The 26,651-nt window shown below is 70.2% G+C and carries 28 protein-coding genes, 1 pseudogene and 1 riboswitch; of the genes and pseudogenes, 12 read left to right on the plus strand and 17 right to left on the minus strand.

Annotated elements, in window-relative coordinates; all coding sequences use genetic code 11:
• The first annotated feature begins 121 nt into the window (after nucleotides 1-121).
• From AB0N06_RS26575 to AB0N06_RS26585, 3 genes are all read left to right on the plus strand, one after another.
• The gene (locus AB0N06_RS26575) at nucleotides 122-1,267 is read left to right on the plus strand and encodes an extracellular solute-binding protein (protein ID WP_366137221.1); all 1,146 of its coding nucleotides are present in this window, start codon (nucleotides 122-124) and stop codon (nucleotides 1,265-1,267) included.
• Between the two features lie 198 nt (nucleotides 1,268-1,465).
• Complete coding sequence (locus AB0N06_RS26580; protein WP_366137182.1) at nucleotides 1,466-2,323, plus strand: GNAT family N-acyltransferase; 858 nt, start codon at nucleotides 1,466-1,468, stop codon at nucleotides 2,321-2,323.
• Nucleotides 2,320-3,177, plus strand: a complete 858-nt coding sequence (locus AB0N06_RS26585) for a lysophospholipid acyltransferase family protein (RefSeq protein WP_366137183.1) — start codon at nucleotides 2,320-2,322, stop codon at nucleotides 3,175-3,177. The genes AB0N06_RS26580 and AB0N06_RS26585 overlap by 4 nt, the downstream gene beginning before the upstream one ends.
• On the opposite strand, the gene egtD is transcribed toward AB0N06_RS26585, so the two are convergent.
• From egtD to egtA, 4 genes are read right to left on the minus strand one after another with little or no spacing between them, the layout of a single operon-like run.
• Complete coding sequence (gene egtD, locus AB0N06_RS26590) at nucleotides 3,120-4,082, minus strand: L-histidine N(alpha)-methyltransferase (RefSeq protein WP_366137184.1); 963 nt, start codon at nucleotides 4,080-4,082, stop codon at nucleotides 3,120-3,122. The genes AB0N06_RS26585 and egtD overlap by 58 nt on opposite strands.
• Nucleotides 4,079-4,834: an ergothioneine biosynthesis protein EgtC gene (egtC, locus tag AB0N06_RS26595; RefSeq protein WP_366137185.1), complete on the minus strand. Its 756-nt coding sequence runs from the start codon at nucleotides 4,832-4,834 to the stop codon at nucleotides 4,079-4,081. Before egtC ends, egtD begins: the two co-directional genes overlap by 4 nt.
• Nucleotides 4,834-6,168 carry an ergothioneine biosynthesis protein EgtB gene (gene egtB, locus AB0N06_RS26600; RefSeq protein ID WP_366137186.1) on the minus strand — a complete coding sequence of 445 codons (1,335 nt, stop codon included), beginning with the start codon at nucleotides 6,166-6,168 and terminating at the stop codon, nucleotides 4,834-4,836. The genes egtC and egtB overlap by 1 nt, the downstream gene beginning before the upstream one ends.
• Nucleotides 6,165-7,502 (minus strand): ergothioneine biosynthesis glutamate--cysteine ligase EgtA, encoded by a 1,338-nt coding sequence (gene egtA, locus AB0N06_RS26605; RefSeq protein ID WP_366137187.1) that lies wholly within the window; start codon nucleotides 7,500-7,502, stop codon nucleotides 6,165-6,167. The genes egtB and egtA overlap by 4 nt, the downstream gene beginning before the upstream one ends.
• 148 nt (nucleotides 7,503-7,650) lie before the next feature.
• Here egtA and AB0N06_RS26610 point away from each other — a divergent pair, with 148 nt between their 5' ends.
• Entirely contained in the window at nucleotides 7,651-8,505 is an 855-nt protein-coding gene (locus AB0N06_RS26610) for a TIGR02452 family protein (protein ID WP_366137188.1), read from the plus strand.
• A gap of 93 nt (nucleotides 8,506-8,598) precedes the next feature.
• Here AB0N06_RS26610 and AB0N06_RS26615 read toward each other — a convergent pair whose 3' ends face one another.
• From AB0N06_RS26615 to AB0N06_RS26625, 3 genes and pseudogenes are all read right to left on the minus strand, one after another.
• Complete coding sequence (locus AB0N06_RS26615) at nucleotides 8,599-9,093, minus strand: type II toxin-antitoxin system PemK/MazF family toxin (protein WP_366137189.1); 495 nt, start codon at nucleotides 9,091-9,093, stop codon at nucleotides 8,599-8,601.
• A gap of 74 nt (nucleotides 9,094-9,167) precedes the next feature.
• Nucleotides 9,168-9,572, minus strand: a pseudogene (locus AB0N06_RS26620) (SPFH domain-containing protein); the annotation flags it as partial.
• Between the two features lie 138 nt (nucleotides 9,573-9,710).
• Nucleotides 9,711-9,929: a hypothetical protein gene (locus tag AB0N06_RS26625; RefSeq protein ID WP_366137190.1), complete on the minus strand. Its 219-nt coding sequence runs from the start codon at nucleotides 9,927-9,929 to the stop codon at nucleotides 9,711-9,713.
• A 49-nt stretch (nucleotides 9,930-9,978) separates the two neighbouring features.
• Here AB0N06_RS26625 and AB0N06_RS26630 point away from each other — a divergent pair, with 49 nt between their 5' ends.
• The 3 genes from AB0N06_RS26630 (at nucleotide 9,979) to AB0N06_RS26640 (ending at nucleotide 13,119) form a co-directional block, all read left to right on the plus strand.
• Nucleotides 9,979-11,001, plus strand: coding sequence for a LacI family DNA-binding transcriptional regulator (locus tag AB0N06_RS26630; protein ID WP_366137191.1), 1,023 nt, complete (start codon nucleotides 9,979-9,981; stop codon nucleotides 10,999-11,001).
• A gap of 55 nt (nucleotides 11,002-11,056) precedes the next feature.
• Nucleotides 11,057-11,389 (plus strand): hypothetical protein, encoded by a 333-nt coding sequence (locus AB0N06_RS26635; RefSeq protein WP_366137192.1) that lies wholly within the window; start codon nucleotides 11,057-11,059, stop codon nucleotides 11,387-11,389.
• Nucleotides 11,390-11,682: 293 nt separating this feature from the next.
• Nucleotides 11,683-13,119, plus strand: a complete 1,437-nt coding sequence (locus tag AB0N06_RS26640; RefSeq protein WP_366137193.1) for an aldehyde dehydrogenase family protein — start codon at nucleotides 11,683-11,685, stop codon at nucleotides 13,117-13,119.
• 183 nt (nucleotides 13,120-13,302) lie between these two features.
• Here AB0N06_RS26640 and trxA read toward each other — a convergent pair whose 3' ends face one another.
• Nucleotides 13,303-13,674, minus strand: a complete 372-nt coding sequence (trxA, locus tag AB0N06_RS26645) for a thioredoxin (RefSeq protein ID WP_366137194.1) — start codon at nucleotides 13,672-13,674, stop codon at nucleotides 13,303-13,305.
• 116 nt (nucleotides 13,675-13,790) lie between these two features.
• Here trxA and AB0N06_RS26650 point away from each other — a divergent pair, with 116 nt between their 5' ends.
• Nucleotides 13,791-15,230 (plus strand): NAD(P)/FAD-dependent oxidoreductase, encoded by a 1,440-nt coding sequence (locus tag AB0N06_RS26650; RefSeq protein ID WP_366137195.1) that lies wholly within the window; start codon nucleotides 13,791-13,793, stop codon nucleotides 15,228-15,230.
• Between the two features lie 140 nt (nucleotides 15,231-15,370).
• Here AB0N06_RS26650 and AB0N06_RS26655 read toward each other — a convergent pair whose 3' ends face one another.
• The 3 genes from AB0N06_RS26655 to AB0N06_RS26665 all read right to left on the minus strand — a co-directional run bounded on the left by AB0N06_RS26655 (nucleotide 15,371) and on the right by AB0N06_RS26665 (nucleotide 17,292).
• Complete coding sequence (locus tag AB0N06_RS26655) at nucleotides 15,371-15,526, minus strand: DUF6131 family protein (protein WP_366137222.1); 156 nt, start codon at nucleotides 15,524-15,526, stop codon at nucleotides 15,371-15,373.
• Nucleotides 15,527-15,737: 211 nt separating this feature from the next.
• A complete protein-coding gene (locus tag AB0N06_RS26660) occupies nucleotides 15,738-16,232 on the minus strand; it encodes an Asp23/Gls24 family envelope stress response protein (RefSeq protein ID WP_366137196.1) in 495 nt (164 codons plus the stop codon).
• Nucleotides 16,233-16,713: 481 nt separating this feature from the next.
• A complete protein-coding gene (locus AB0N06_RS26665) occupies nucleotides 16,714-17,292 on the minus strand; it encodes a histidine phosphatase family protein (RefSeq protein WP_366137197.1) in 579 nt (192 codons plus the stop codon).
• A 126-nt stretch (nucleotides 17,293-17,418) separates the two neighbouring features.
• Nucleotides 17,419-17,567, plus strand: a riboswitch (adenosylcobalamin (AdoCbl) riboswitch).
• Between the two features lie 3 nt (nucleotides 17,568-17,570).
• Here AB0N06_RS26665 and AB0N06_RS26670 point away from each other — a divergent pair.
• Together AB0N06_RS26670 and AB0N06_RS26675 are read left to right on the plus strand one after the other, a co-directional pair.
• Nucleotides 17,571-17,789 carry a CbtB domain-containing protein gene (locus AB0N06_RS26670; RefSeq protein WP_358859456.1) on the plus strand — a complete coding sequence of 73 codons (219 nt, stop codon included), beginning with the start codon at nucleotides 17,571-17,573 and terminating at the stop codon, nucleotides 17,787-17,789.
• A gap of 28 nt (nucleotides 17,790-17,817) precedes the next feature.
• On the plus strand, nucleotides 17,818-18,588 hold the full coding sequence (locus tag AB0N06_RS26675) for a CbtA family protein (protein ID WP_366137198.1): 771 nt from the start codon (nucleotides 17,818-17,820) through the stop codon (nucleotides 18,586-18,588).
• Between the two features lie 67 nt (nucleotides 18,589-18,655).
• On the opposite strand, the gene AB0N06_RS26680 is transcribed toward AB0N06_RS26675, so the two are convergent.
• Both AB0N06_RS26680 and AB0N06_RS26685 read right to left on the minus strand, forming a co-directional pair.
• On the minus strand, nucleotides 18,656-19,228 hold the full coding sequence (locus tag AB0N06_RS26680) for a GNAT family N-acetyltransferase (protein ID WP_366137199.1): 573 nt from the start codon (nucleotides 19,226-19,228) through the stop codon (nucleotides 18,656-18,658).
• A 420-nt stretch (nucleotides 19,229-19,648) separates the two neighbouring features.
• The gene (locus tag AB0N06_RS26685) at nucleotides 19,649-20,005 is read right to left on the minus strand and encodes a tetratricopeptide repeat protein (protein WP_366137200.1); all 357 of its coding nucleotides are present in this window, start codon (nucleotides 20,003-20,005) and stop codon (nucleotides 19,649-19,651) included.
• A gap of 165 nt (nucleotides 20,006-20,170) precedes the next feature.
• Here AB0N06_RS26685 and AB0N06_RS26690 point away from each other — a divergent pair, with 165 nt between their 5' ends.
• Together AB0N06_RS26690 and AB0N06_RS26695 are read left to right on the plus strand one after the other, a co-directional pair.
• On the plus strand, nucleotides 20,171-21,136 hold the full coding sequence (locus tag AB0N06_RS26690; RefSeq protein WP_366137201.1) for a pirin family protein: 966 nt from the start codon (nucleotides 20,171-20,173) through the stop codon (nucleotides 21,134-21,136).
• A gap of 246 nt (nucleotides 21,137-21,382) precedes the next feature.
• Nucleotides 21,383-21,682 (plus strand): hypothetical protein, encoded by a 300-nt coding sequence (locus AB0N06_RS26695; RefSeq protein ID WP_366137202.1) that lies wholly within the window; start codon nucleotides 21,383-21,385, stop codon nucleotides 21,680-21,682.
• 311 nt (nucleotides 21,683-21,993) lie between these two features.
• Here the strand turns inward: AB0N06_RS26695 and AB0N06_RS26700 are convergent, their stop codons facing one another.
• From AB0N06_RS26700 to AB0N06_RS26715, 4 genes are all read right to left on the minus strand, one after another.
• Nucleotides 21,994-22,347 carry a hypothetical protein gene (locus tag AB0N06_RS26700; RefSeq protein WP_366137203.1) on the minus strand — a complete coding sequence of 118 codons (354 nt, stop codon included), beginning with the start codon at nucleotides 22,345-22,347 and terminating at the stop codon, nucleotides 21,994-21,996.
• A 31-nt stretch (nucleotides 22,348-22,378) separates the two neighbouring features.
• A complete protein-coding gene (locus AB0N06_RS26705; RefSeq protein ID WP_366137204.1) occupies nucleotides 22,379-23,347 on the minus strand; it encodes a LuxR C-terminal-related transcriptional regulator in 969 nt (322 codons plus the stop codon).
• Between the two features lie 540 nt (nucleotides 23,348-23,887).
• Nucleotides 23,888-24,913: a LuxR C-terminal-related transcriptional regulator gene (locus tag AB0N06_RS26710; protein ID WP_366137205.1), complete on the minus strand. Its 1,026-nt coding sequence runs from the start codon at nucleotides 24,911-24,913 to the stop codon at nucleotides 23,888-23,890.
• The gene (locus AB0N06_RS26715) at nucleotides 24,832-26,556 is read right to left on the minus strand and encodes an ATP-binding protein (RefSeq protein ID WP_366137206.1); all 1,725 of its coding nucleotides are present in this window, start codon (nucleotides 26,554-26,556) and stop codon (nucleotides 24,832-24,834) included. Before AB0N06_RS26715 ends, AB0N06_RS26710 begins: the two co-directional genes overlap by 82 nt.
• Nucleotides 26,557-26,651 lie beyond the last annotated feature (95 nt).

Genomic DNA, 26,651 nt, shown 5'->3' on the forward strand with positions numbered 1-26,651 from the left:
GTAAGCCGTGTGCGCGAGAAGCGCATGCACGGTTTGACGGGCGGGGGCTGGAAACGGAGCCCTCACAGGCCACCGCGCCAGTCCCCGACCCTACTCAACTGGCAGCGATCACGCCTGACGGATCGAGGTGAAGGACAGTGTTTCCGCCGATTTCCTGGACCGTTTCAAGAAGTCGTACGAAGAGGAACACCCCTCCATCCAGCTGGAGTTCAAGATTCAGGGCTGGAGCGGAATCGGCCCCAAGGTGTCCGCGGCCCTGAAGGGCGACGACACCCCGGATGTCATTGAGGTCGGAAACACCCAGGTCGCCCAGTACGCGGAGAGCGGCGGGCTACGCAATCTGACTCTCGAGTCGATGCGCGATCTCGGAAGCGAGGAATGGCTGCCCGGCCTCGCCGATCCCGGCAGCATCGACGGCGTCCAGTTCGGCATTCCCTGGTACGCGGCCAACCGTGTGGTGATCTACAACAAGGACCTCTTCGAGCAGGCAGGTATCAAGAGCCCGCCGAAGACCCGGAACGAGTGGATCGAGGACAGTCGGCTGCTCAACCGGAACGGCAATCAGGGCATCTATCTCGCGGGCCAGAACTGGTATGTACTCGCGGGATTCATCTGGGACGAGGGCGGCGATCTGGCTGACGAGAAGGGTGGCGACTGGGAGGGGGCCCTCGACACGCCGGCCGCGATCAGAGGCATGGACTTCTACAAGGAGATCCAGTCGTTCGGCGACGGCCCGAAGAACGCCGACGAAGAGCATCCTCCGCAGACCGATGTGTTCGCCAAGGGCGATGTCGCGCAGATCATTTCCGTACCGGGCAGCGCCCAGCTCATCGAGCAGAAGAATCCCGAACTCAAGGGAAAGCTCGGCTACTTCCCGATACCGGGCAAGACCGCGAAGAATCCCGGGTCCGGTTTTATCGGCGGTTCCGATCTGATCGTTCCGGAGAAGGCGGACAACGGAAGCGCCGGTCTCGAGGTGATCAAGGCGCTGGCCGGCGCGACGTGGCAGGCGGACCTCGCGAGAACCATGAGCTATGTGCCGAACAAGGCGAGCCTCGCACATGCCATCGAGGGCCAGGAGGGCACCGCCGCGATGGCCGAGGGCGCCCGGCGAGGTCGCGCGACCCCCAACTCACCGCAGTGGGCGGCGGTCGAGGCCGAGAACCCGATCAAGCCGTACATGTCGGCCGTTCTGCGCGGCGGTGACCCACTGGCCGAGGCGAAGTCCGCTTCGGAACGGATCACCGCCCGGCTCGCGGGCAGCTGACCGGTCCGGGCCGCCGGACGGTCCACCGGGTCCGCCCGATCCGCCGCCCGAAACCTCGGGATTCAGCCGTCGCACATCCAGGCTCTCCACAGCGGTCATGTCGAATCCAGCCGGTCACGGAAGAAGTAAGGGGCCGGGCCGTCGCAGCAGTGCGGCAGCCCGGCAGCCGCCCTTGCCGATCCGTCCCCGGAGACCGCCATGAACGTGCTGCCCATCTCTCCGCTCGTCGCCGGCCCTCTCACCTCCACCTCCTTCGTGCCGGAGCAGCCCGCCCCGGCACGGTCCGAGGCTCCCGCGCCGCCGCTCTACCGCGTCTCCCTCGCCGTCACCCAGGACGAGGTGCGGGCCGCCCAGCGGCTGCGCCACCAGGTCTTCGCCGGTGAACTCGGTGCCCGGCTGGACGGGCCGGAACCCGGTCTGGACAGCGACGCCTTCGACGCGTACTGCGATCACCTGCTGGTACGGGAGCTCGCGACCGGCGACGTCATCGCCACCTACCGCCTTCTGCCGCCCGACCGGGCCCGTGTCGCCGGACGTCTCTACGCGGAGAGCGAATTCGATCTCGGCCGACTCGGACCGATCCGCGACGACATGATCGAGGTGGGTCGCTCCTGCGTCCACCCGGCCCACCGGGACGGCGCCGTCATCGCCCTCATCTGGGCGGGGCTCGCCCGCTACATGGAGCGCAGCGGGCGCAACTGGCTGGCCGGCTGCTGCTCGATACCCCTGGCCGACGGCGGTGCGCTGGCCGCAAACTCCTGGGACACCGTCCGGGCGAAGTACCTGGCCCCCGAGGAGTACTGGGTCACCCCGCACCGCCTCTGGCAGCCCAACGCCACCACCCGTCCCGGCGGAGCCGCCAGGACCCGCGCGCGCACCGGACTCGCCACCCTCCCGCCGCTGCTCCGTGGCTACCTCCGGCTCGGTGCCTGGGTCTGCGGGGCGCCCGCACACGACCCCGACTTCAACGTCGCCGACCTCTACGTCCTGCTGTCGCTGCGCCGCACCGACCCGCGTTACCTGCGTCACTTCCTGTCTCTCGCCCCGCTGACATGAGCGCCTGGCTGCCCACCGCGCCCTGCACGCCGCACGCCTGCGCCGGTCACGACGGCCCGGTGCGCGGCGCCCTCCCGGCCACGGCCCTGCTGCTCGCCGGGTGCACCCTCGTCCTCGTCGGCGCGGCGTGCGCCGCTCCCGTGCTGCTCCTCGGCGCGCGGCAGCGCGACCGGCTGATCGGGTGGTGGGCGTACGCGGTCGTGCGGGCGTTCGGAGTACGGATTCAGGTGACCGGCGACCCCGCGACGACGGCCGGGGCGGATCGCGCCGGTGCTCCCGGTGCGCTGGTCGTCGCCAACCACATCTCATGGCTGGACATCCCGCTCGTCGCCGCCGTGTTCCCGGGCCGGATGCTCGCCAAGAGCGAGATCCGGCGCTGGCCGGTTCTCGGCCCGCTCGCCGCGCTCGGCGGCACGCTGTTCGTCGAGCGCGACCGGCTGCGGGCACTGCCCACGACCGTGCGCACCATCGCAGGGGCACTGCGCGGCGGGTCACGGGTTGTGGTCTTCCCCGAAGGCAGCACCTGGTGCGGGCGTGGATCCGGTGGCCGGTTCCGGCCCGCTGTGTTCCAGGCGGCGATCGACGCGGACGCCGAGGTCCGTCCGGTACGCATCACCTACCGCACCGCGCGGACGGACGGGCGGGTGGCCGGTGCCGCCGCGTTCGTCGGTGACGATCCGCTCGCCGCCTCGCTGTGGCGGGTGGTTACGGCGGCCGGGCTGACCGCCGAGATCCGCGTCCTGCCGCCGATCCCCGCGGGCACCCGTCCCGGCCGCCGTGCTCTTGCCCGTACCGCTCAGACCGCCGTGGCCAGCGACACCGCGAACCGGTCCGCGGAGTCCGTCCACCACTGAGTCAACATGAGGCCGGCCGAGGCGAGTTCGCTCCGGATCCCTTCCTTGCGGAACTTCGCCGAGATCTCCGTACGCAGCTCCTCACCGGCTGTGAACGGCACCACCAGATCCAATTCCGGGATCTTCACCGTGAGCGTTCTGCGGGCCCGCAGGCGCATCTCGATCCACTCCCGTTTCGGGTCCCACAGCGCCACGTGGTCGAAGTCAGCCGGGTCGAAGTCGGCCCCCAACTCCCGGTCGACGACCGTCAGTACGTTCTTGTTGAACGCCGCGGTCACCCCGGCCGCGTCGTCGTACGCCGCGACGAGCCTCTCCTCGTCCTTCACCAGGTCGGTGCCGAGCAGCAGCGAGTCGCCGGGCGAGAGAAGCGACCGTACCGACTTCAGGAACACCGCCCGCTCGTCCGGCAGCAGATTGCCGATCGTGCCGCCCAGGAACGCGACGAGCCGCGGGCCCGGTGTGTCGGGCAGGGTGAGCTCATCGGTGAAGTCGGCGATCAGCGCATGGATCGACAGGTCCGGGCGCTCCGCGAGCAGGGTCTCGGCCGCGCCGCGCAGCGCGCTCTCGCTCACGTCGACCGGCACATAGCTGTGCAGCGCGGGCAGCGCGTCCAGCAGATGCCGGGTCTTCTCCGACGAGCCGGAACCCAGTTCGACCAGGGTCTGTGCCCCGGACGCCGCGGCGATCCCGGACGCGCGGGCGACCAGGATCTCCCGCTCGGCGCGGGTCGGGTAGTACTCGGGCAGCCGGGTGATCTCCTCGAACAGTTCGCTGCCGTGTGCGTCGTAGAACCACTTGGGCGGCAGGGTCTTCGGGTGCCGGGTCAGGCCGTGCAGCACATCGGCGCGCAGCGCCGCGTCCGTCGCGTCCGCCGGCAGGGTACGGGTCAGCTGAATGGGACTCACTCGGTTGGCTCCTTGAGCGGGGTGAGCAGAACGTCGGTGCAGGTCGCGACGAGCAGGGTGCGGTCGGGGACCGTGCGCCAGTGCGGATCGTCGTCGTACGGCTCCGAGGCCACGACCGCGCCGCGGCCCGGCTCGGTGAGGTACCAGAGGGTGTCTCCCCAGGCCGTCGCCACGATGGTGGTGCCGTCGGTGAGAAGGAGGTTCAGCCGCGAACCGGGCGCCGCCTCCGCGATCTCGCCCACGGTGTCCGCGACGGCCTGCGGTATGTCGTCCCCCTGGGCGATCCGGTGCTGCACGAGTGCCCAGACCAGGGCGGAGTCGCAGCGGGCGGTGAGGGTGAGGAGTTCGGCCGGGGGCAGCGTGGCGGCGAGCGGTGCCAGCGATCCGGGCCAGCCCTTTACCGCACCGTTGTGGCTGAACAGCAGCCGGCCCGAGGCGAACGGCGCGGCTGCCGCCTCGCCGTCCGCCCCCGGCTCGGTGGCGTCGCGTACGGCGGCCAGCAGTGCCGTGCTCCGCACCACCCTGGCCAGATCGGCGAAGGACAGGTCGGCCCAGATGGGCCCTTGGCGCCGGTAGCGACCGGGCACCGGGTCGCCGTCCGCGTACCAGCCCACCCCGAAACCGTCCGCGTTGACGGTCCCGTACTTCTGCTGCCGGGGCTGCCAGGACTGCCGGACCAACGCGTGGGACGGCTGCGCCAGCACCGAGCCGAGCGCAACCGGTGGCCCGACATAAGCAATATGACGGCACATCAGAGATCCCTCGCGGTGCGGAATCCGGAGAAGATCTGGCGCCGCACCGGCAGATCCCAGTTGCGGAACGTGCCCCGGCAGGCCACCGCGTCGACGGCGAACGACCCACCGCGCAGGACCTTGTGGTCGGGCCCGAAGAACACCTCCGAGTACTCCCGGTACGGGAACGCCGCGAAGCCCGGATAGGGGAGGAAGTCGCTCGACGTCCACTCCCACACATCGCCGATCAACTGACGTACGCCGAGCGGCGATTCACCTGCGGCGTACGCGCCCGCCCGCGCCGGACGCAGATGGCGCTGGCTCAGATTGGCCCGGTCCGGGGTCGGGTCCTCGTCGCCCCACGGGTAGCGGCGCGAGCGGCCCGAGTCCGGGTCGTGGCGCGCCGCCTTTTCCCACTCGACTTCGGTGGGCAGTCTGCGCCCCGCCCAGCGGGCGTACGCGTCCGCCTCGTACCAGCTCACATGGAGCACTGGCTCGTCGGCGGGCACCGGCTCGGTCACCCCGAATCTGCGGCGCAGCCACTGCCCCGCGTCCCGGTGCCAGAAGAGTGGAGCGGTCAGCTCGTGCTCGCGGACCATGGCCCACCCCTTTGGCGCCCACCAGCGCCGTTCGGTGTAGCCGCCGTCCTCGATGAAACGCTCGTACGCGCCGCAGGTGACCGGTGTCGTGTCGATGAGGAAAGCGGGGACGTCGCGCACATGGGCGGGGCGTTCATTGTCGAGGGCCCAGGGTTCGGTGGACGTTCCCATGGTGAATGGGCCGCCGGTCACCAGGACCTCGGCGGGCAGGGCGGCCGCGTCGTCGGGCCGCGGCGGTTCCGGTGCGGTGAGTACGGCCGGCCCCGACCTCAGTTGATGAGTGATCAGCATCGTCTCGTCGTGCTGCTGTTCGTGCTGGGCGATCATCCCGAAGGCGAAGCCCGCGTCCACGAGCGGGCGGCCGCCGGTCAGGGCGGTGCTGTCGAGGATGTCCAGGGCCCGGCCCCGTACCTCCGCCGCGTAGGAACGGGCCTCGGCGGGCGGCAGCAGCGGCAGGGACGGACGGCTGGCCCGCGGATGTTCGAACGCGTCGTACAGCCCGTCGATCTCGGGCCGCATCGGCTCCCGCCCGGCGACGCCCCGCAGCAGCCACAGCTCCTCCTGATTGCCGATGTGCGCGAGATCCCACACCAACGGCGACATCAACGGTGAATGCTGGGCGGTCAGTTCATGGTCGTCCACACTGTCGGTGAGGAGCGTGGTGCGTTCCCGCGCGGTGAGGAGCGCCGCAAGAGCGCGCCGGCGGAGCATCTCGGTGTCCACGCCGGTGGCCGAGGGGGTGGGGGAGTGGGTCATGAGTCTGCCTTCCTTCCCGGTTCCGGACGGAGCGCCGCCGCGGGAATCGCATGCATCGCCGGCCTCGACAGCAGTCCGGACAGATCGTCGGCCGGACATCGCCCCCGGGCGACATAACGGTCGTGGAATGTCGCCACCGCCTCCTGCGCAGCCTCGCTCGCACCCATCCGGGGCAGCGCGTCGAGGGCCAGCTGGAAGCAGACGGCGGCCACCGCCCGCAGTTCGGGGTCGGCCAGGCCGTCACGGGCGGCGCCGGTCCAGAGCGGGTTGCGCGGTGCCGATTGCGGGCCCGCCGTCTCGGCCAGCGGTTTGACGGTGCGGTACACGGTCTCGGCGGCCTCCGGGTCGTCGAACAGAGCGGTGGTGACGGCGAGCGGCACGAGCCATCCGTCGTCGCCCGGCTGCGCGTCGATCATGCGCAGTTCGAGATGCCCGCGCGGGCGCACCGGAGGAAAGAGCGTGCTGATGTGGTAGTCGAGATCGGCGCGCACCGGCGGCCGTGGCGCGCCCGTACGGATCCAGTCGCGGAAGGTCAGATCCTCCGGGACGGTCCAGGGCCCCTCGCCGTCGCGTATGCACATCACGGGGGTGTCGAGAACATGCGTGGCCCAGGCGTCGCGCGGGGCCAGATGGCCCGGCGGCGCCAGACTCCGTACCGGATCGAGATCCGCCCATATCGACTGGCGGGTGGACCGCAGTCCCGTCGGCCGGCCCAGCCGGTACGGCGAGTTGGCGAACGCCGCCACCAGCACCGCACCCAGCAGATGCGACAGCTGCCAGCGCCGCCCGTAGCCGAGTGGCCCCGGCTCCTCCTCGCCCGCGTCGAGACAGACCTGGACGGATGCGGTGGTGCACATCATGGCGCGGCCGGCCGTACCCGACCGGTCGAGTGAGACCTCCATGGCGTCGTAGCGGGGCTCGTGCAGCAGACGGTGCGGCGGATGCCAGGGGTCGACACCGACACCGACCGGTGCGAGGTCCTCCGCGTCGAGGGCGGCACGTACGGCGGCCAGATCGGCGGTCATGGCATCGACGCAGGCCATCAGGGAGTCGGCGGGGCGCGAGCTGAGCTCCAGCTGGCCGCCGGGTTCGAAGGTGAGTGCCGCACTCAGCGGCAGTGCGCGTACAGCGGCGACAGCCGCGTGGAGACGGTCGTGCGGGACCGGGATCCGGGGGTGGTCACGGTCGTGGATGAGCCATTCGAGCTCGACACCGACCGTGCGGGGCGGGCCCGTCTTGAAGCAGATACATCGCAGTAAATCCTCCGCCTCCCCCTCGCCGAGGGGGAGGTCGTACTCGGCCGGACCGTGGCCGACAGGTGCGTCCGGTGACATTCCGGGGCCTCCTTCTTCGGTGCGTCCGTACCACCCAAACCCGTGCCGGGAGATCGCACAAGAGGGCCCTTGTGCGACAGAAATTCGGTTGTAAACGGGCCTCGGAAGTACCGACCATGTCCCGTATGCACCACAAGGGGGAGTATTGATGAGCGCACGGCTTCGCGCCATCGCAAGAGAGACCGAGGCCATCGTCGAGCAGCGGTTCTACCGCACGCCCGCGGGGCGCGAGGTGAGTATCGAGCGTGCTCTGGCCGCCGCGCTTTCCGGGACCCGGCTGTACGGGCCCGAGCCGGTGCCCGTCGCCGTTCTGGACTCCGACCGCACCACGGTTTTCGAGGTCACCGGCGAGAGCAGCCTGCAGGCGGCGCGCCGGATGACGGGCGAAGGGCCCGGCAAGGTCGCCGTGCTGAACTTCGCCTCCGCCCGTAACCCCGGCGGCGGCTATCTCAAAGGCGCGCAGGCCCAGGAGGAGGCGCTCTGCCGCGGCTCGGCGCTCTACGCCACCCTGCTGCGCGCCCCCGGCCACTACGCCCACCACCGCGCCGAACGCAGCGCCTTCTACACCGACCGGGTCATCCACTCGCCCGGCGTACCGGTGTTCCGCGACGACCGGGGGCGCCTGCTGGACATCCCGTACACCGTGGGCTTCCTCACCTCGCCCGCACCGAACGCCGGAGTGATCCGCAGCCGGACCCCCGAGGACGCCCCTCGCATCCCCGCCGCGCTCGCGTCCCGCGCTGAACGGGTGCTGGAGGTCGCTGCGGTGCGCGGATACCGCAGGCTGGTGCTCGGCGCCTGGGGCTGCGGCGTGTTCCGCAACGATCCGGCGCGGGTGGCAGGTGCCTTCCGCGCGCTGCTCACCGACGGGGGTCGGTTCGCCGGGCATTTCGAGCAGATTGTCTTCGGTGTCCTCGACCGCGGTCCCGAATCGGCCACTTGTGCCGCATTCGCTCGCGTGTTCGAAAAAGAGCTGCGGATGCCGGGGTCGGGCACTCCCTGACCCCGCCGTTGAGCCAGAGGGGTGGACACCGACCGTCACCGTGACGTTGAGCCGGAGGGTCCACGTCAGCTGCAAGGGCCGCGGCGCCGCCGGTCAGTTCCAGCCGTAACGCTCCCGCAGCCGGCCGGCGACCAGATCGAACCGGTCCCGGTCCAGCGCGCACGCCTCGCGCCGCATCCCCTCCTCATGCACCCGCAGCACCCGGTCCAGATCGACCCAGGAGGGCCGGCCGGAGCTGTCCCACGGCCCGGCGCCGAGGGCCACCCACGCGCGGTCCCGGTCGTGCTGCTTGCTGGAGAGCTGCACGGCGAGCAGCGTGCCCGCCGCCTCCCGAGCCACCACCAGTACCGGGCGATCCTTGCCGCGCCCGGCGTCCTCCTCGAAGGGCACCCAGGTCCAGACGATTTCGCCGGGGTCGGGATCGCCGTCGCGGTCGGGGGCGTACGAGGTGCGGACCGGGCCCACCTCGTGCGGGTTCGCCTCGGCGGTCGCGGCGGGGCCTGAGCGCCCGGGGAAGTCGGCCGAGCCGTCGGCGGCGCGGACGGAGTCCGAGCGGTACGTGCTGTCTGAACGGTGAGGGATGGTCATCGGAACACCGTAGGGGCTGTCCGGCCCGCTCCGTGGACCGGGCCCGCCGCACGGGCAGCAGTCTCGGACTGTGTGGCGAACACGTTGTGCACCCGCTCCGACATCATCTTCTGCTGGTCGAGGAATCGACGGGCCGCATTGGCGATCGACACGAAGTCGTCGCCCACCTTGAAGATGACAGCACCGCGCACCCGCAGAGGAATCCCCTGATGCGTGACGCAATCGACGGACAGTTCCGTTTCGTTGAGATCCAGCGACATGTTCCGTACGGCCTGCACGCCGGGGAGGACGAGCGTGCCGTGCCCGGTGACGATGCGGAATCCCATGCCCTGTCCGAGGCCCTCGGTCTTGTGCTTGGAACCGGAGATGACGAGTGCCTCATTCGGCTCGGCCACTCGCCACATGAGCTTGAACAGGACGACCAACACCATGATGGCAGCGAGTACGAGACCCGCCGTGACGCCGATGACCATCGGCATGCGCCCCCTTATCGCAGTACCCCGCCGGTACTGCTGAACAGAGGGAGTCCTCTCCTGTGCGCGACGGCGGAGAAGAGGTGTGCGCAACCTTGCCGCAATCTTGACTGCCGCACCCGGAACGCCGGTCCTTCGCACACCTCAACTGTCGCAAGCAGGAGCCACATAGACCGTGCGCGGTGGCAGATACTCGATCACCGTCACCACCGCCCCCGGCTTGATACGGACCCCCGGCGAGGCGGGATGGGCGAGGAAGTGCTCGGCGCCCCCACGGATGTGAACGATCACCTCACCGACCAGCCCCGGCCCCACCGTCCCGGTCACCCTGCCGACCAGCCCCACCATCGACGAGTCATCCATGCCCCGGAGCGTACCCACTTCCAAGTGGTCTGGAAGACTGCCCGACGCCATGAGCCAGTTACCCAAGCAGCCCACCGAAGGCCCCGTCCCGACCAGCGCCGACGTGGCGCGGCTCGCCGGGGTCTCGCGGGCCACCGTGTCGTACGTACTCAACAACAACTCGACCGTCCGGATCAGCGAGCCCACCCGTCGCCGGGTCAGGGAGGCGGCCTCCGAACTCGGCTATGTGCCGCACGCGGCGGCCCGGAGCCTGCGCGCCGGACACACCCGGACGGTGCTGATGCCCACCGGGAACCACCCGATCGCTCCGCTCCACCACCGCTTCCTCCATGAACTCGAATCCGGGCTGCGCCGCCTCGACTACACCGTGGTCCAGCACGGGAGCCTCGGACTGGACACCGACGAGGCCGCCCGGGCCTGGGCCGAACTTCGCCCCGTCGCTGTGATCGCACCCGGCGGGGTGGCGCTCACACCGCAGGGCATAGCCGTCCTGCGGCGCTCCGGCGCCAAGGCAGTGATCACCCTCGGCCCACAGCCGGTGGACGACGCCCACGCCCTGGTCATGGACCAGCGAGAGGTCGGCAGTTGCGCCACCGGACATCTGCTGGAACGCGGACGACGCCGGATCGGCGTCGTCATGCCCGAGGAACCGGGCCTCGCCCTGTTCGCCGAACCGAGGCTGTCCGGAGCCCGGCGGGTGGCGGCCGATGGCGGAGCCCTCATCGAGCCGTTGCCCTTGCGGTACGACGAGGAGTCGGCCGGCGAGCTCGCCGGCCGGTGGCGCACACTCGGACTCGACGCCGTGTTCGCGTACAACGACGCCTACGCGATGCTTCTGATGCGGGCCCTCCAGGACGCGGGCATCGAGATACCGGGCGAGACGGCCGTGGTGGGCGCCGACGACCTGCTGCTCGGCAGGTTGCTGAGGCCCCGGCTGAGCAGTGTGCGGATGGAACTGGCCACGTCGCAGCCGCTGGCGGATATTGTCGACCGGCTGGTGCGGCATCCGGGAGGCGTGCCGGAGCGCCATGACCTGCTGAGGGTGCGGGCGATCCCCCGCGAGTCCAGCTGAGGGGGTTCAGCGCGGCAACGTGCGCGTCGCGCGTCGCTTGCTTAGCGTCATGACCATGAACCATCCGCAGAGTTACGAGATCCTGCTGGTCCCGGAGTTCACCGAAGGCCCCGCTGAGGCCCCGAAGGCCAAGGGCGCCTCCGAGGCCTCCGGAACCCCCGAGTCCGCCGATGCCGGCGGTGTCCGGCCCGCCGGCGCTCCTATCCGTTCTGCCGTCGTGACGGCCACCGGCGAGACGGGTGCGTCGGGCTACCCTCGGTACGCCGGGGAGGGCATGGTGGCGGACATCGATCCGGCGACCCGCACGGTGGAGGCGCTGCTTGTCGACGGTGCCGAACTGGACCTCGGGCTCTCGGTCAGGATCTCGGAGCGGACCGCCGACAGCTGACCGTCCGTGCTGACAACCGCCTTGCAAAAGGCCGGAGTTGGGCAACCCGCTCGTGCGTGACGCCTGCACCGGTCCGCGCGCGAAAAAGGGAGCAGCAGTTCGATCAATTCCCTTTTCGATCGGTGCGGCGCGACTACGATGTTGCACGTTCAACCGGGCGAGATCACGTTCGATGGCCGAACGCAGCTCGCACGGCTGCGCCGGATCGCGTAGTCCCGAGAGGCCGCGGCCGCACACCCCGCGTGCCCCACCGCATGGGACCACCCCTCGAACCGATCGACTGGAGAGTCTTCATGTCCCTGCTCGACCCCAAAACCTGGCAGTCCCGCACACTCGCGGGTGGTGAGTCGGATGTCGTCGAGCCCGCCACCGGAGAGGTCCTCGGACACGTCACCCTCGCCGCGCCCGAGGACATCGCGGCAGCCGCCGAGGCCGCGGCCGCCGCCCAGTCCGCTTGGGCCCGCACCCCGCACTTCGTGCGCGCGGCCGTCCTGCGCCGGGCCGGTGACCTGTTCAACGCCCACGCGGACGAGCTGCGCGAATGGCTCGTAAGGGAGTCCGGATCGATCCCCGGCAAGGCTGACTTCGAGCTTCACGTCGCCGCCCAGGAGTGCTACGAAGCCGCCGCGCTCGCCTCCCGGCCGGCCGGTCAGGTCCTCCCGAGCGAGGACCAGCGGCTCTCCTACACCCGCAGGGTCCCGGTCGGGGTGGTCGGCGTCATCTCCCCGTTCAACGCGCCGTTGATCCTCTCCATTCGGTCCGTCGCGCCCGCACTGGCCCTCGGCAACGCGGTGCTTCTCAAGCCCGACCCGCGCACCGCGGTCTGCGGCGGGCTCTCACTCGCCGCCGTCTTCGCCGAGGCCGGACTCGGCGAGGACCTGCTGCATGTCCTGCCCGGCGGCGCCGAGGCCGGACAGGCGCTCGTCGCCGAACCTCGCGTCCCGGTCATCTCCTTCACCGGCTCCACCACGGCGGGCCGTGCCGTCGGCGAGGCTGCCGGGCGGCTCCTCAAGCGTGTGCACCTCGAACTCGGCGGCAACTCCGCCCTCGTCGTCCTGGAGGACGCCGACCTGGAGGGCGCTGTGGCGCAGGCGACCTGGGGCTCCTTCTTCCACCAGGGCCAGATCTGCATGACCACCGGCCGCCACCTCGTCCACGCCTCGCTGCACGACGAGTACGTCGAGCGGCTCGCCGCGAAGGCGGACGCACTGGTTGTCGGCGACCCGCACCGTGAGCAGGTCCACCTCGGACCGGTCATCGACCGCGGCCAGCTCGGCAAGATCCACCGGCTGGTCGAGTCGAGCACCGCACGGGGTGCGAAGCTCGCGGCGGGCGGCACCCACCGCGACCTGTTCTACCGCCCCACCGTTCTCACCCACGTCGACGACCGGACACCCGCCTACGCCGAGGAGGTCTTCGGGCCGGTCGCCCCCGTGCGGTCCTTCGCCACCCTGGACGAGGCCGCGGCGCTGGCCGCCGACAGCCCGTACGGACTCTCGCTGGGCATCGTCACCCGTGACACCGCCCTCGGCCTGGAACTCGCCGACCGGATCCCGACCGGCATCGCTCACATCAACGACCAGACGGTGAACGACGAGGCGGTCGCACCCTTCGGCGGCATCGCCGCGTCAGGCACCGGGGCGCGCTTCGGGGGCGAGGCCAATCTGGAGGCCTTCACCGACCTGCGCTGGACGACGGTCCGCCGCGAACCGGCCGGCCACCCCTTCTAGGGCGTGTTTCGAAAGCCCCGTCTGCCAGGCGGTGTCTGGCCCGCCCCATGGGCGGACGACGCCACTTTCGAAACACGCCATACGTCCGGCGGATCGGGGGGCGGACACCCCCAGGGAGATCCGGACGCCGAAGGGGCCCGGCCGAACCGGCCGGGCCCCTTCACCGTCGCCCGCGCGCGCCGCCTACTTCGGTTCCTTCTGCTGGTCCTTGATGGACCTGCGGACCTCGTCCATGTCCAGCTTGCGGGCCTGCCCGATGACATCCTCGAGAGCTGTCTCCGGCAGGGCCCCCGGCTGGGAGAACACCGCCACATTGTCCCGGACGATCATCAGGGTCGGAATGGACCGGATCTCGAAGGCCGCCGCCAGCTCCTGCTGCGCCTCTGTGTCGACCTTGGCGAAGACCAGGTCGGCGTGGCGCTCGGACGCCGCGTCGTACACCGGCGCGAACTGCCGACACGGGCCACACCAGGAAGCCCAGAAGTCGATCAGGACGAACTCGTTCTCGCTGACGACCTGATCGAAGTTTTCCTTGGTGAGCTCTACGGTGCTCATGCTCTCGCTACCTCTTCCTGTGCCCGTTCGGACGTGTCCGGCACAACCGTGCCCGGTTCCGCGCTATTCCGCCTGCCCATGTGGCCATGGCTCACACCCACGGCCAGACTGTCCCCATGACAGATGCTGTGGAGAACGCCGTGTACGACGTCGTGGTGATCGGTGCCGGACCTGTGGGTGAGAACGTGGCGGATCGGACCCGGGCCGCTGGACTGTCCACGGCGGTCGTCGAGAGGGAGCTCGTCGGCGGCGAGTGCTCGTACTGGGCGTGCATGCCAAGCAAGGCGCTGCTGCGCCCGGTCGTGGCCCGTGCCGACGCGCGCAAGGTCCCCGGACTCAGCGCGGCGGTCCAAGGCCCCCTGGACACGGCAGCCGTCCTCGCCCACCGTGACGAATACGCCTCGCACTGGAAGGACGACGGACAGGTCGCCTGGCTGGAGGGGATCGGCGCGGACGTCTACCGGGGGCAGGGACGTCTGACCGGCACGAAGGAGGTCTCCGTCACAGGCCCTGACGGCACCGAACACCGGCTGACCGCCCGGCACGCCGTCGCCGTCTGCACCGGCAGCCGCGCCGTCGTTCCCGGCCTTCCCGGAGTCGCCGACGCCCGCCCCTGGACCAGCCGCGAGGCGACGAGCGCCAAAGAGGTGCCGGGTCGACTGGTGATCGTCGGCGGGGGAGTCGTCGGCGTGGAGATGGCCACCGTCTGGCAGGCTCTCGGCGCGCAGGTCACGATGCTGATCCGCGGCAAGGGGCTGCTACCGAAGATGGAGCCGTTCGCGGGCGAGCTGGTCGCCGAGGCCCTCACTGAGGCCGGAGCCGACATCCGTACAGGCGTCTCGGCCACCTCCGTGCGGCGTGCTGCCCCCGACGGACCGGTCACCGTGGAACTGGACAACGGCGAGCACATCGAGACCGACGAGATCCTCTTCGCCACCGGCCGTGCCCCGCGCACCGACGACCTGGGCCTGGAGACGGTGGATCTGAAGCCCGGATCCTGGCTCGAGGTCGACGACAGCTGCCGCGTCGAGGGCAGCAACTGGTTGTACGCGGTCGGCGACGTCAATCACCGGGCGCTCCTCACCCACCAGGGCAAGTACCAGGCCCGCATCGCGGGTGCCGCGATCGCCGCCCGCGCGCAGGGTGGCGCTCCGCCGGCGACCGGCCGCTGGGGCGCACACACCGCCACCGCCGACCACGCGGCCGTCCCCCAGGTCGTCTTCACCGACCCGGAGGCCGCATCCGTCGGGCTCACCCTCGCCGCGGCCGAGCGCGCCGGGCACCGGGTCCGCGCCGTCGACCACGACCTCGCCGCCGTCGCCGGCTCCGGACTGTACGCGGACGGCTACCGGGGCCGCGCCCGCATGATCGTCGACCTCGACCGCGAGATCGTACTCGGCGTCACCTTCGTCGGCCCCGGCATCGGGGAACTGCTGCACTCGGCGACGGTCGCCGTTGCGGGCGAGGTCCCCATCGACCGGCTCTGGCACGCGGTCCCCGCCTTTCCGACGATCAGCGAGGTGTGGCTGCGCCTGCTGGAGGCGTACCGGGGCTGAGTACGGCTGGTGAGCCAGTGCGTCGGCGTGTCCCGCCGTCCCTCCGAGGGACGGCGGGACACGCCGACGAGGTCCGTCGTCCCGCGCAGCTGCACCTACGAAGTGCCGGTGAGCTCACCGGGCGATGCGTTTTCCGGCTCTCACCAGTAGTGGCGCCGCCCACCGATCCCGTGGCCGACAGCACCGAGAATCCAGAGGACCGCACCGATCAGCACGAGGGCGACGCCGATGGTCGACAAGAAGGAAACCCCGGCAACCATGCCGAGCACGAGCAGAATGGCTCCGAGGACGATCATTGCGTCCCCCAATCTTTCAGGCCCACCTTCGAGTATGCGCCGGACGGCGTAACTCCGCGTCGCCGACGACTGCTGTCGCTCGTGCTGCCGTCCCGGGCCGCCGGGCAGTGGCCGGCTGGGGCCCGGACAGCTCGTCGGACAGCCGGGGTTTCAGGCCGACGACACGGCCGGTGGACCCCCTCGACCAGGCGCCATCCGGTCCGGCGAACCGCTACGCGACCCGCCTCTCCAGCACCTGCTGTTCCTCTTCCTCCTCGGGCAGCTTCACGTCGCTCACCAAGATGTTGACCTCCACGACCTCCAGACCGGTCATCCGCTCGATGGCGGCGATCACCTCGGTCCGGACCTCCCCCGTGAGCTCGACGATCGCGTATCCGTATTCGACGACGATCGACAGGTCGACCGCCGTCTGGACCTCGCCGACCTCGACCTTGACACCGCTGGTGACGGACTGACCACCCGCTCCGGGCACCCGTTCCCTCACAGCGCCCATACCGCGGGCGAATCCCCCTCCCATGCCCTGGACTCCGGGCACTCCCCGGGCCGCCAGCCCGGCGATCTTCGCCACCACGCCATCGGCGATCGTGGTTCGGCCCCGCGACCCAGGTTCCGTTCTGCGGTTTCCGCCGTGCAGTCCTGCTCCGTGCGTGGCCTCGGATTGTGGGCGGGTGGTCTCGGGCCGGTTCACCTGCGTTTGATCGGTCATCGTCGGTCGCCCTTCCGAAGAGAAGGTGGATTCGAACGCCTTGGCCATTTTACGTACCATTTGTCAACATTGCTCGAGCGGTAGGGGGATGTGGCCGGACCCACGGGCAGGCCCCGCCGCAGAGGGGAAGGGTGGGATTCCGCGGTTCGTCACGGAGATGGCTCGCCCGCCCACCGTCTGTCCGCTCTGCTGGTCACCGCAGACGAAAGGTCGACCCAACGATGCACGGGTGGCAGGGCCGTTGCGGTTCGGTGCGGTGTTCTTTCGTCCAGCGGGACGGCGGCTGCGCCGCACTCCGATCGTGGTTTTCCTGCCACAGGTGGCGAACCTCGCGGGGCCTGCACCTACCTGGGCTCCGCCTCCACGACCGCTTCGGTCGCACCGTCGACGAATTCGGACAGGCCGACCGGTCGTCGGGGGATGCTGTGGCCTGACGTCACCGGCAGGGCGGGCCGGTCCGGCGGTGGAGGACGACGCCGGGTCACGGGGCGTCGGTTCCGGTGCTCAGGGACCGCCCGCAGCGCAGGTTCCAGCGGCCGGACCGGCCGCTGAGCTCGGTCAGTGTCAACGGGGCGACGTCCAACCGCCAGAACACCTGCGGCGGAAGGCCCAGCGCATGCACGATCGCGGCGCGCACTACCGCGGGTTCGACCACAGCGATCAGGCGGCCGTCCCCGGCGCCGTCCCGATGCAACGAGTCCAGCCAGCCGCCCACTCGCGCACACAGGTCCAGTAGCGACTCGCCGCCATGCGGTGCCGCCGAAGGGTCGGACAGCCAGGCCGACACCGCCTCCGGCTCGGCCTCGCTCACCTCCGCCAGCCGCTGCCCGCTCCAGCGCCCCAAGTCCCAGCCGCGGAGGACCGGTTCGGGCTCGGACCGCAGCCCCAACGTCTCGGCGGTCCCGACGCACCGCTCGTCCGCTCCGCACACCCGACGATCGGCTGGAGGCACCGCGGCAGCGGCCGCACGCGCCCGCCGGACACCGGACGCGTCGAGCGGGGCGTCGCCGTCGAAACGGGCTTCACGCAGCGCCGCATTGAGCGCCGGTGAGATCAACATCACTTGCACCGTCAACATCGGTGTCACCTCCCTGAACTGTGGCCTTTCGGGTAAGCACACCATGGCATCCGGGCCTCCCGGCCCCGCAGTCGGCGCCATGGCGGCGCGTGCCCGCAGGCGGTATGGTCGCGACGAACATGACGACGGTGTGACGGAAGTCCGGTGAGAATCCGGCACGGTCGCGCCACTGTGAACCCGTACCTCTGCGGGAAGTCAGACCCGGCACTGTCGTCTCAGGCACCACGATCGGGACGCGTGTTCCCTCAGGAGGTTCTGCCATGGCACAGACTGCTGCCCCCGCAACCGTCGCCACACCCGCCATCACCCCCATCTCGCTGAAGGCCATTGCCCCGTGGGCGGTCTTCTTCGGCATTCTCATGCTCGTTCTGCTGTACTTCGTCGGCGCCGAGCAGGGTGCCACCGCCGTCATCTCCGGCGAAGGTGTCCACGAGTGGGTCCACGACGGTCGCCACCTGCTCGGTTTCCCCTGCCACTGACACGCTGCGCACCTCAGGGGAACCGCTCATGAACTCCATATCTGTCAGAGCGCTGCTCGTCCGCGGCATGCTGGCCGGACTCGCCGCGGGCGCGCTCGCTCTTGCCGTCGCCTACTTCCTCGGCGAATCCCGGGTGGACGCGTCGATCGCGCTCGAAGAGGCTCACAGCCACGAGCACGGCGGTGAGGAACTCGTCAGCCGTACCATGCAGTCCACCGCGGGTCTCGCCACCGGTGTCCTGGTCTTCGGTGTGGCGATCGGCGGCATCGCCGCGCTGGTCTTCTGCTACGCCCTCGGCCGCATCGGCAGGTTCGGCCCGAGGGCCACGGCCGCATTGATCGCGTTCGGCGCCCTGCTGACCGTGTATGTCGTGCCGTTCCTCAAATACCCGGCCAATCCGCCGGCTGTCGGAAATCCCGACACGATCGGCCAACGCACCACCCTCTTCTTCCTGATGGTCGTCCTCAGCGTGCTGTTGGCCGTCGCTGCCGTCATCTTGGGCAAGCGGCTGGCTCCCCGCCTGGGCAACTGGAACGCGTCCATTGCCGCGTCCGCCGCCTATGTGCTCGCCATCGGGCTGGCCTACGCCTTCCTGCCCTCGTTCAACGAGGTCGGCAAGGACTTCCCGGCCAGTCTGCTGTGGGAGTTCCGCCTTGCCACCCTCGCCGTTCAGGCCACGCTGTGGACCACTTTCGGTCTGGTCTTCGGCTATCTGACCGAGCGGCTGCTGGTGCCCAAGGCCGGCGCAGTGACGGCCGGGGGCGGTACCACGTCCCACCCGGCCGCCGCTGCGAGCTGAGGCGCCGGCCGACTCGTCGGCCGTTTGACGGCAGAACCCGCCGGGATCCCCCGGTGGGTTCTGCCGTCTATGCGGCGTCCGTCGCGTCGGTCGCTTCAGTCACGTACGTCGCATGCGTTGTGTCCGACGGCTCCGATGGCTCCGGCGTGTCCGACCAGTCGATCAGGAAGTGCTTCAGCCGGTCGTCCGCCCTGACGAAGCGCATTCCTGCCGCGACCATGACGTGGTGGGACGCGATGTTGTCGAGGTCGGCATCGCCGTTCACGGCGGCGATGCCCTCGCCGCGGGCGAACCCCAGCAGCGCCCGCAGCGCCTCGGAGGCGTACCCCTTGCCGCGCGCCGCAGGGGTCAGGCCGTAGCCGATGGTCACCTGCCCCTCCGCGTTCGGAGCGCCGTGAAAGCCCACTCCGCCTATGGCGTGTCCGTCCTGGCGGAGGCGGATCTCGTAGGCACCGAACGGCTGGGGGTTGCCGGTGTCGGCGCAGTGCTCCAAGAAATGCCCTGCCCCGGCCGCGTCGCCGTCGGTGGGGTACTCCGGTGCCCATAGGGCGCCCGGCCCCGGACGGCGGGCCACTATGTTCTCCGCCTCGTCGGGACTCAGCGGGTGGAGTACGAGTCGAGGTGTCAGAAGATCTCTCATGACTCGTCGGACTATCACGGCGGCGAGCTTCGGCGCACCGGAATTATCGGAGTCCTTGCTGTCGGAAGGAGTGGGTAGCAGGGCCGAGTACCGCTGATACGGGGAGTGGGCCGGTCCGACCGTGCGGAGCGCAGGGTCCGCCTCGCCCACCCGCAGGCGTACATCGAATCCCTTGATGAGCGGGACACGGCCGGCGTGTCGGTGCGCTCTTCTTGACGACGCCCACCACGGGGCGACGCACCGCATCACGGCCCCGGCCGGCGCAGGCGGCACCTCCCAGGCCGACGCGCGTGGACACGATCCCACCACAACTGTGGGCCCGGTCGGCACGCGTACGCCGACCGGGCCCACCGCCTGCACCCACAGTGGCCGGGAAGAGGGGCGGGGCTTCCCCGTCGGACAGCGTCCGTCCCGAAGCTCTCAGCTGCTCACGTCCTCCCCGAAGTCCCTGGACATCGCCGCTGCCATCCGCAGATGAGGTGTCGCCTCCTCCTGCCGGCCCTGCCGCTCCAGGGTGCGGCCGAGCATCAGCCGCGCATAGTGCTCCACCGGGTCACGCTCCAGCACCGCCCGCAGCTCCGTCTCGGCCTTGCCGAGCCGCGCCGAGTGGTAGTAGGCGCGGGCCAGCAGCAGCCGCGGCGCGACCTGCTCCGGCGCTTCCTCGACCAGTCCGGCCAGGATCCGGGCCGCGGTCAGGTACTCCTTGGCCTCGAAGAACATCCGGGCGCGGTCCCAGCGATCGGCTGCCGTGCCGAACTCATAATAGGTGTCGTTCACTTGCCCTCCTCGGTTGCGGCCTTGGGAGATCCGTCGGGCCATGCATCCAGTCGTTCGCGCGGCCCGCTTTCAGCTTGCACAACACCTCATTATGGTTGAACATTCCACCAAACTTTTGGCGCGGGTGCCGACCGCCCGCGCCTGCACAGGAATAGGTTGAGCGCCATGAGTAATCTCGATCGCCAGGCCGCACTCTCCGTCTGCGGTGGCCGGGGCTTTGTCGTCGCCGACCCGGTGCGTGAACTCCTCGCCCCGCGTCACGTCCCGCTCGGCGAGTCCACCGAGGTTCGCAGGCTGCTGCCCAACCTCGGCCGCCGGATGGTCGGAGCCTGGGCCTTTGTCGATCACTACGGCCCTGACGACATCGCTGACGAACCCGGGATGCAGGTACCGCCCCACCCCCACATGGGCCTGCAGACGGTCAGCTGGCTCCACGACGGCCAGGTGCTTCACCGCGACAGCCTGGGGAGCCTGCAGACGATCCGCCCGCGCGAACTGGGACTGATGACCTCCGGCAGGGCCATCAGCCACGCCGAGGAGAGCCCGAAGCCGCACGGTCGATTTCTGCACGGCGCTCAGCTCTGGGTTGCGCTGCCCGACGCTCACCGCCAGGTCGAGCCGCACTTCCAGCATCACACCGACCTGCCGACCGTCACCGCCCCCGGCCTCACCGCCACGGTGATCCTCGGCGAGCTGGACGGTGCCACCTCGCCCGGCACCGCCTACACCCCGATCGTCGGCGCCGACATCGCCCTGACCCGTGGCGCCGAGGCGCGCCTGCCGCTCGATCCGGACTTCGAGTACGCCGTGCTGTCAATGTCCGGCGAGGGGGAGGTCGACGGCGTGCCCCTGCTGCCCGGATCGATGCTCTACCTCGGCTGCGGCCGCACCGAACTCCCGCTGCGCGCCGACTCCGACACGGGGCTGATGCTCCTCGGGGGCGAGCCCTTCGAGGAGGAGATCGTCATGTGGTGGAACTTCATCGGACGATCGCAGGAGGAGATCGAAGGGGCGCGCAGGGACTGGATGGAGGGGTCCCGCTTCGGTGAGGTGAAGGGTTATGACGGGGGGCGACTGTCTGCTCCCCAACTGCCGCCGGTTGTGCTGAAACCGCGGGGAAGGGTGCGCTGAACTGCGGTGATGCGCTCTGGGTACATCGCCGTTGGGTGCCTTCTCCATCCTCCTCGGCTGGGCCGGCTGAGAGGGTGGGCGTGCCTGGCGATGATCAGCTCGGGTGCGGGTCACGACTTGCAGGTGTCGGCGCCTGTGGCCAGGTCTGATCGAACACTTGCTGACCCTTTGCTGACTCTACTGACAAGTAGTTAGATTTCGACGGGACCGCCTGCGAGGGGCTGAGCCGTCTGTCGGCCACCGCCGGTGGCGCTGTACGGCGAGCTCGGCCGGCTGACCGGCTCGCCGGTCGTGGAGCTCAACCGCGCCATCGCCGTCGCCGAGACCGATGGCCCCGAGGCGGGCCTGCGCATCGTCGACCAACTGGGCTTGGACGACTTCCGGTACCTGCACTCGACCAGGGGCGAGCTGTTGCTACGTCTCGGCCGGATCGAGGAGGCGCGTGACGCATACCGACGTGCCAGGGAGCTCACCGAAGTTGGCGCCGAACGGCGCTTCCTTGAACGCCGGCTGACAGAGTTGCCAGGCACCTCAGGATCGGGTTAGCCGAAATGCCAGGTCGACTTCGGCCTGCGTTCCGCATAACTCGGCAGCGGCTTGCCGCTGCCTTCGGAGGTGCGCAGGACGGGCATGTCGGTGAGCGGGTCGGTGAAGAACGCGAGAACGTCTCCTGTCGGTTATGGCAGGCAATGTCGAAGCGGATCTCGCCGCCCGGTAGCGCTTGATCCCGCGGTTCGGCGGTGTTCGGTGGTGGTGCCTGAATGGCGCAGCCACTTCAGAGGATGTCCTGCTTCCCAGACGGTCAAGTAATGGTAATCCTGTGATCTTGCAATTGGCCAGCTGTGCCCCCGGACCGGTCACGGCATGGGCCTCAAGGGGTGGGCGAGGAGGTCCACGCCGTCCGGTGGACTCATGAGTTCGCCGACCTTCGCCCAACCCCACCGCCGGTACAGCTCGCGCGCCGGCGCCTCGTTTGACGCGGCGAGCACGGCGAACGGCTCGGTACGGTCGGCCATCAGCACGTCGAGCAACTCACGCCCGTGCCCGCGACCCCGCAATGGGCAGGCGTCGGGCCTGAAGTTGTTCCGCACGAACACGACGAATGCTTTCGTGGAGTCCCTGAAGGCTGGGTTACGGCGTCGGCAGGCACGGTCTTCCACTCGGATCACGGACGTCGAGAACTCCATGATCTTGGAAGCCGTGTCTGTCACGCTCCCGGAACCCCACCGAGCCGGCAGGTCATTACGAACCGGACATCAAGCAACTACCCCGGGGCCCTGGCTCCGGTCCGGGTGCCGGAAAGGGACCGTCGACCAGTCCGGCGCGAGTCAGATGGACCCCAGCCTGAAAGCGACTGGTCGCGTTGAGTTCATCCATGATTTCCGCGATATGGCGGCGGCAGGTGCGGACTGATATCCCGAGCCGGCGCGCGACCATTTCGTCCTTGTGGCCCATCGCCATAAGCCGCACGATCGACTTCTTGAGGTCATCGATATTGCACGCGGTGTCCTTCGTATCGGGAATGAGCGGGGTCGCGCTGTTCCACAGGTTCTCGAAAGCGGCACAGGCGAACGAGACCATGGCGGGGTTGCGCACCACGGTCGCCGCCGTCATGCCGGTCCCGGGGGAAGAGGCCGGAGAATGCGGAAGGACGAGTATTTCTCCGTCGTAGGCGACGAGCGGATCGATCAGCTCGGCGCAGGTGCGGACCTCGGCCCCACGCTGGGTCAGCTCCCGCACCAGGGACTTGGTGACCAGGTCGCCGCGAATGGCGTGCTGGTAGATCAACCGGGCCCGTACGCCGCGATCGAGGAGGTCCAGGGCGGCGGTCCGGGCGGCCGGGAAGGCGCAGGGGCGGGCGCCGCTGGGCAGTACGAGGAGAAGCTCATCCCGGCAGCGGCTGCTCATCTCGGTGATCAGCGCGTGCAGGGAGGCGGTGTCGCCAATGCCGCCCTGGGGGGACTCGGCGTCGGACGGTCCTGCGCGGTCGGGCGTGCACATCCCGGTCACCTCGCGGTCGCAGACGCCGTCCGCCGCGCGCTCGCGCAGTCGCGCCGTGAGCGCCCGCGTCAGCCGCGCCCGGGTCTCCTGTGCGTCGGCCGGGGCGACGAATTCCCCGTCTCCGTCTCCCTGCCGCATCAGTCCCCGGAGGTGCGGCACCCGCTCAGCGCCGACCGACTGCTCAGGACTCAGGCTCAGCCTCTCGGTCACGTCGTCGCGTTCGAACCGGGGCTCTTCCGCACTGAAACGGTGCGTCTTCGTACCGTGGTCCAGTGGTGTGTATTCCCCCGCGGAGTGGGGTCCTCTGGCTGCCGACATTCGTTGTTACCCCCTCGTGCCCGCAGATCAGTGGGCCAACACTATTCCTTTACCTGTCTTGGTGTCGGGGCGGCCAACCGTTTGGGTCCCCCGTGTGCCGGGAACTGTCGTCGTGGCGATCTGCCCGAGGGGACCTGCGGGCGCTAGGGCGTGTTTCGAAAGCCCCGCCTGCCGGGCGACGCCTGGCACGCACGCTCGCTGCGTTGTCGGGCTCGCCCTGATACGCCCAGTATCGGGGCGACCCTCCGCCTTGCGATCGCACGCACCAGACGCCGCCCGGCCCGCCCTGCGGGCGGACGACGCCACTTTCGAAACACGCCCTAGCGGGGGCCCGGACGCGGCAGCGCGCCGCAGGGTCTGCGGCGCGCCGGGGTGCGGAGTGGAGCGGTGCGGGGCCGATGGGTGCGAGCGCCGATCGGGACCGGCCGGAGTTCAGACCGCTTCGGCTGTGGAGACCGTGAGCTGGAGGTCCACCGGCAGATCCTGCCGACGCGTGATGTTGAGCTTGCGGTAGACGCGCGTGAGGTGCTGTTCCACGGTGCTGACGGTGATGTGCAGCTTCAGGGAGATCTCGCGGTTGGTGTAGCCGCTCGCCGCGAGCGTGGCCACCCGGCGCTCGGAGTCGCTCAGCTTCGTGTCCACGTCCGCGCGGCACTCCGCCGGGACGATCCGCTCCCGCATCCGGTCCTGTCGGCCGAGTTCGGGGGAGATCTCCTCGCACAGCGACTCGGCGCCGCACTCCCGGGCCAGATTCCAGGCCCGCCGGATCACCGCGTCGGCGCGGGAGGGCTCGCCCGTCGCCCGCAGGGAACGGCCCAGCTCCGCGAGGGAACGTGCCAGCTCCACCCGGTCGCCGGAGCGGCCCAGTTCGTCGACGGACTGGTTGAGGAGCGAGAGCCGCTGGCGCGGATCCGAGGTCACCGCGCGTAGCCGCAGACTGATGCCGCGCACCCAGGGCCTGCGCGCGTCCGGGTCGGCGAACTGCTGGTCCACGAGCGCCTTGGCGCGCTGCGTCTCGCCGAGCCGGAACAGCGCGTCCGCCGCGTCCGTGCGCCAGGGCAGCATCGCCGGCCGGTCCATGCCCCAGCTCCTGGCGAGCCGGCCCACTTCCAGGAAGTCGCCCAAGGCGGCGTGGAGTTGGTGTGTCGCCATGAGGTAGAGGCCACGCGCGCGCAGGTAGGACAGACCGTGGGTGCTCTTGAACAGCGTGTTCGCGACGGGCTGGCGGAGCCAGCGGGCCACCGCCGCATGGTCCCCCATGAGGGTGCGTGCCCGGATCAGGGTGGCCGTGGGACTCCCGATGAACGCGCTGCTGCTCTGTTCGGGCAGGCAGTCCAGCGCACGGCGTGCGTACTCCTCGGCGGCGTGCAGATCACTCAGGCGCAGCAGTACCGCCGCGAGCGCGGAGGAGAACAGGGCCTGCCAGGCGGGGGCGTTCTGCCGTTCGGCCTCGGCCAACAGTTCACGGCAGCAGACGGCGGCACGTTCCGGGTGGCCGGAGTAGGTGAGGGACCGCAGGGCGCGCATGACTGGTTCCAGTGTGTCGTCGGTGAGGACGGTCGTACGCAGGAAGCGCTCGGCCGCCGTCGTCTCGGCGCCCGCCACGGGTCTTCCCACGCCGTGCCCTCCCGGATGATCGATCCGTACGTGGAGTGCGCCCGCCGGTTCGTCCGTACCGGACCCGTATCCTGGGCCTTCGTGGCCCCCGGCGTCGCTCGCCACGGTCTCCCTGAGGATCCGGGAGCGGACCTCGGCCGCCTCGGCGATCCGGCCCTGGCAGGTGAGGAGTTCGGCCAGGGGGCCAGGCGTTCGGCGGCCAGGCGGCCGGAGCGGAGCACGGCGAGCGGGGCGGAGAGGTGCTTCTCGGCCCGTCCCGGATTGACCCGCCAGGTGACGGCGGCGAGCCGGATCTTGATGTCGGCCCGCTGCTGCTCGCCGTGACTGAGTTCGTGGGCGAGTTCGAGTGCGTCCGTGGCGCGGGCGGGGTCCTGGTGCGTCAGCAGGTCCTCGGCGGCCTCCCGCAGTACGTCGACGGCCCAGGGGACTTCGGCGGGCGACCCGCCCAGCCTGGCCGCGGCGAGCAGGTGCCCGGAGACGGCAGTCGCGGATTCGCCCGCCAGGTGCAGGAGTTCGGCGGTACGCAGATGCAGGCCGGCCAGCACGTCGGCGGGCACCTGGTCAAGGATCGCGGTCTCGGTGTGCGGATGCGGGAACCGGTGCCCGTCCAGGATTCCGGAGGCGGCCAGCGAGGCCACCGACTGTGCGACGGCGACGGCCGGAACCCCCAGCAGTCGGCCCGCCCGTTCCGGTGTGTACGCGTCGCCCAACACGGCGAGCGCCGCGCCGAGTTCGAGCATGTGCGGCCCGCTGTGCAGCAGGCAGGTGAGCACGGCTTGTCCGAACAGCCCGCCCTGCTCGGGCCGGAAGGCGCCGGTTCCGGTCGGGGCGGAGTGGTACTCCTCCAGGAGGGCGCGCAGGAGCAGCGGGTTGCCGCCGCTGATCGTGTGGAACTCGCCGGACAGCGCCTCGCACGGCGCGGGGCCCGGGGAGCCGGCCGCGACGCGCCGGGAGCCCTCGGCGCTGAGCCGCCGCAGCCGGATTCGCCGTACGTTGCGGCTGCGGAGCAACTCGGTGCCGAAGGAGGCGTCCTGGCCATCCTGGTGCGGCGGTGCGGTGAGCACCAGTAGCATCCTGGTGGAGCGGCTGTGCCGGACGATGTGCTGGAGATAGCGCAGGGAGGCGCTGTCCGCGTGGTGCACGTCGTCGACGGAGATGACGAGCGGAGTGGCGGTGCTCAGCCGCTCCAGCGCAGTCTGGAACTCGCGCATCGCGCTGACCTGTGGCCGTCCGTCCGGTGCCGTGGAGACCTCGGGGAGCGCACCGGCCGGCGCGTCCCCGACGAGCTGCTGGATCAGACCGAGCGGCAGGTCCCGCTCGGCCAGGGAGCCGAACGCCCGCAGGGCCCGGTCATCGCCCGCGTCGGTCCATTCGGCGAGGGTGTCGATCAGCTCGCTCTTGCCGCATCCGGCGGCGCCCTCGATGAGGACGATGCGGGCCGCGCCGTTCCTGCACTCGTCCAGTGCGGTGCGCAATGCCTGCACTTCCGGCTCTTGTTCGGCCAATCCCACTCTGTCCCCCCGAACCCCGCGCTGCAGATTGGTATGTCTCCGCCCGGGGAAAGGTCCCGGTGGAACGC

This window comes from Streptomyces sp. NPDC051020 (assembly GCF_040683105.1).
In the GTDB taxonomy this organism is placed as follows: domain Bacteria; phylum Actinomycetota; class Actinomycetes; order Streptomycetales; family Streptomycetaceae; genus Streptomyces.

Excerpts from the sequence above, each read along its gene's own strand:
- AB0N06_RS26655 (WP_366137222.1), bottom strand. The coding sequence starts at position 15,526 with ATGATCGTCCTCGGAGCCATTCTGCTCGTGCTCGGCATGGTTGCCGGG.
- AB0N06_RS26690 (WP_366137201.1), top strand. The coding sequence starts at position 20,171 with ATGAGTAATCTCGATCGCCAGGCCGCACTCTCCGTCTGCGGTGGCCGG.
- egtB (WP_366137186.1), bottom strand. The coding sequence starts at position 6,168 with ATGACCCACTCCCCCACCCCCTCGGCCACCGGCGTGGACACCGAGATG.
- trxA (WP_366137194.1), bottom strand. The coding sequence starts at position 13,674 with ATGAGCACCGTAGAGCTCACCAAGGAAAACTTCGATCAGGTCGTCAGC.
- egtA (WP_366137187.1), bottom strand. The coding sequence starts at position 7,502 with ATGTCACCGGACGCACCTGTCGGCCACGGTCCGGCCGAGTACGACCTC.
- AB0N06_RS26680 (WP_366137199.1), bottom strand. The coding sequence starts at position 19,228 with ATGAGAGATCTTCTGACACCTCGACTCGTACTCCACCCGCTGAGTCCC.
- AB0N06_RS26665 (WP_366137197.1), bottom strand. The coding sequence starts at position 17,292 with ATGTTGATCTCACCGGCGCTCAATGCGGCGCTGCGTGAAGCCCGTTTC.
- AB0N06_RS26610 (WP_366137188.1), top strand. The coding sequence starts at position 7,651 with ATGAGCGCACGGCTTCGCGCCATCGCAAGAGAGACCGAGGCCATCGTC.
- AB0N06_RS26675 (WP_366137198.1), top strand. The coding sequence starts at position 17,818 with ATGAACTCCATATCTGTCAGAGCGCTGCTCGTCCGCGGCATGCTGGCC.
- AB0N06_RS26625 (WP_366137190.1), bottom strand. The coding sequence starts at position 9,929 with ATGGATGACTCGTCGATGGTGGGGCTGGTCGGCAGGGTGACCGGGACG.
- egtC (WP_366137185.1), bottom strand. The coding sequence starts at position 4,834 with ATGTGCCGTCATATTGCTTATGTCGGGCCACCGGTTGCGCTCGGCTCG.
- AB0N06_RS26585 (WP_366137183.1), top strand. The coding sequence starts at position 2,320 with ATGAGCGCCTGGCTGCCCACCGCGCCCTGCACGCCGCACGCCTGCGCC.
- AB0N06_RS26635 (WP_366137192.1), top strand. The coding sequence starts at position 11,057 with ATGAACCATCCGCAGAGTTACGAGATCCTGCTGGTCCCGGAGTTCACC.
- AB0N06_RS26615 (WP_366137189.1), bottom strand. The coding sequence starts at position 9,093 with ATGACCATCCCTCACCGTTCAGACAGCACGTACCGCTCGGACTCCGTC.
- AB0N06_RS26630 (WP_366137191.1), top strand. The coding sequence starts at position 9,979 with ATGAGCCAGTTACCCAAGCAGCCCACCGAAGGCCCCGTCCCGACCAGC.
- AB0N06_RS26580 (WP_366137182.1), top strand. The coding sequence starts at position 1,466 with ATGAACGTGCTGCCCATCTCTCCGCTCGTCGCCGGCCCTCTCACCTCC.
- AB0N06_RS26670 (WP_358859456.1), top strand. The coding sequence starts at position 17,571 with ATGGCACAGACTGCTGCCCCCGCAACCGTCGCCACACCCGCCATCACC.
- AB0N06_RS26640 (WP_366137193.1), top strand. The coding sequence starts at position 11,683 with ATGTCCCTGCTCGACCCCAAAACCTGGCAGTCCCGCACACTCGCGGGT.
- AB0N06_RS26660 (WP_366137196.1), bottom strand. The coding sequence starts at position 16,232 with ATGACCGATCAAACGCAGGTGAACCGGCCCGAGACCACCCGCCCACAA.
- AB0N06_RS26650 (WP_366137195.1), top strand. The coding sequence starts at position 13,791 with ATGACAGATGCTGTGGAGAACGCCGTGTACGACGTCGTGGTGATCGGT.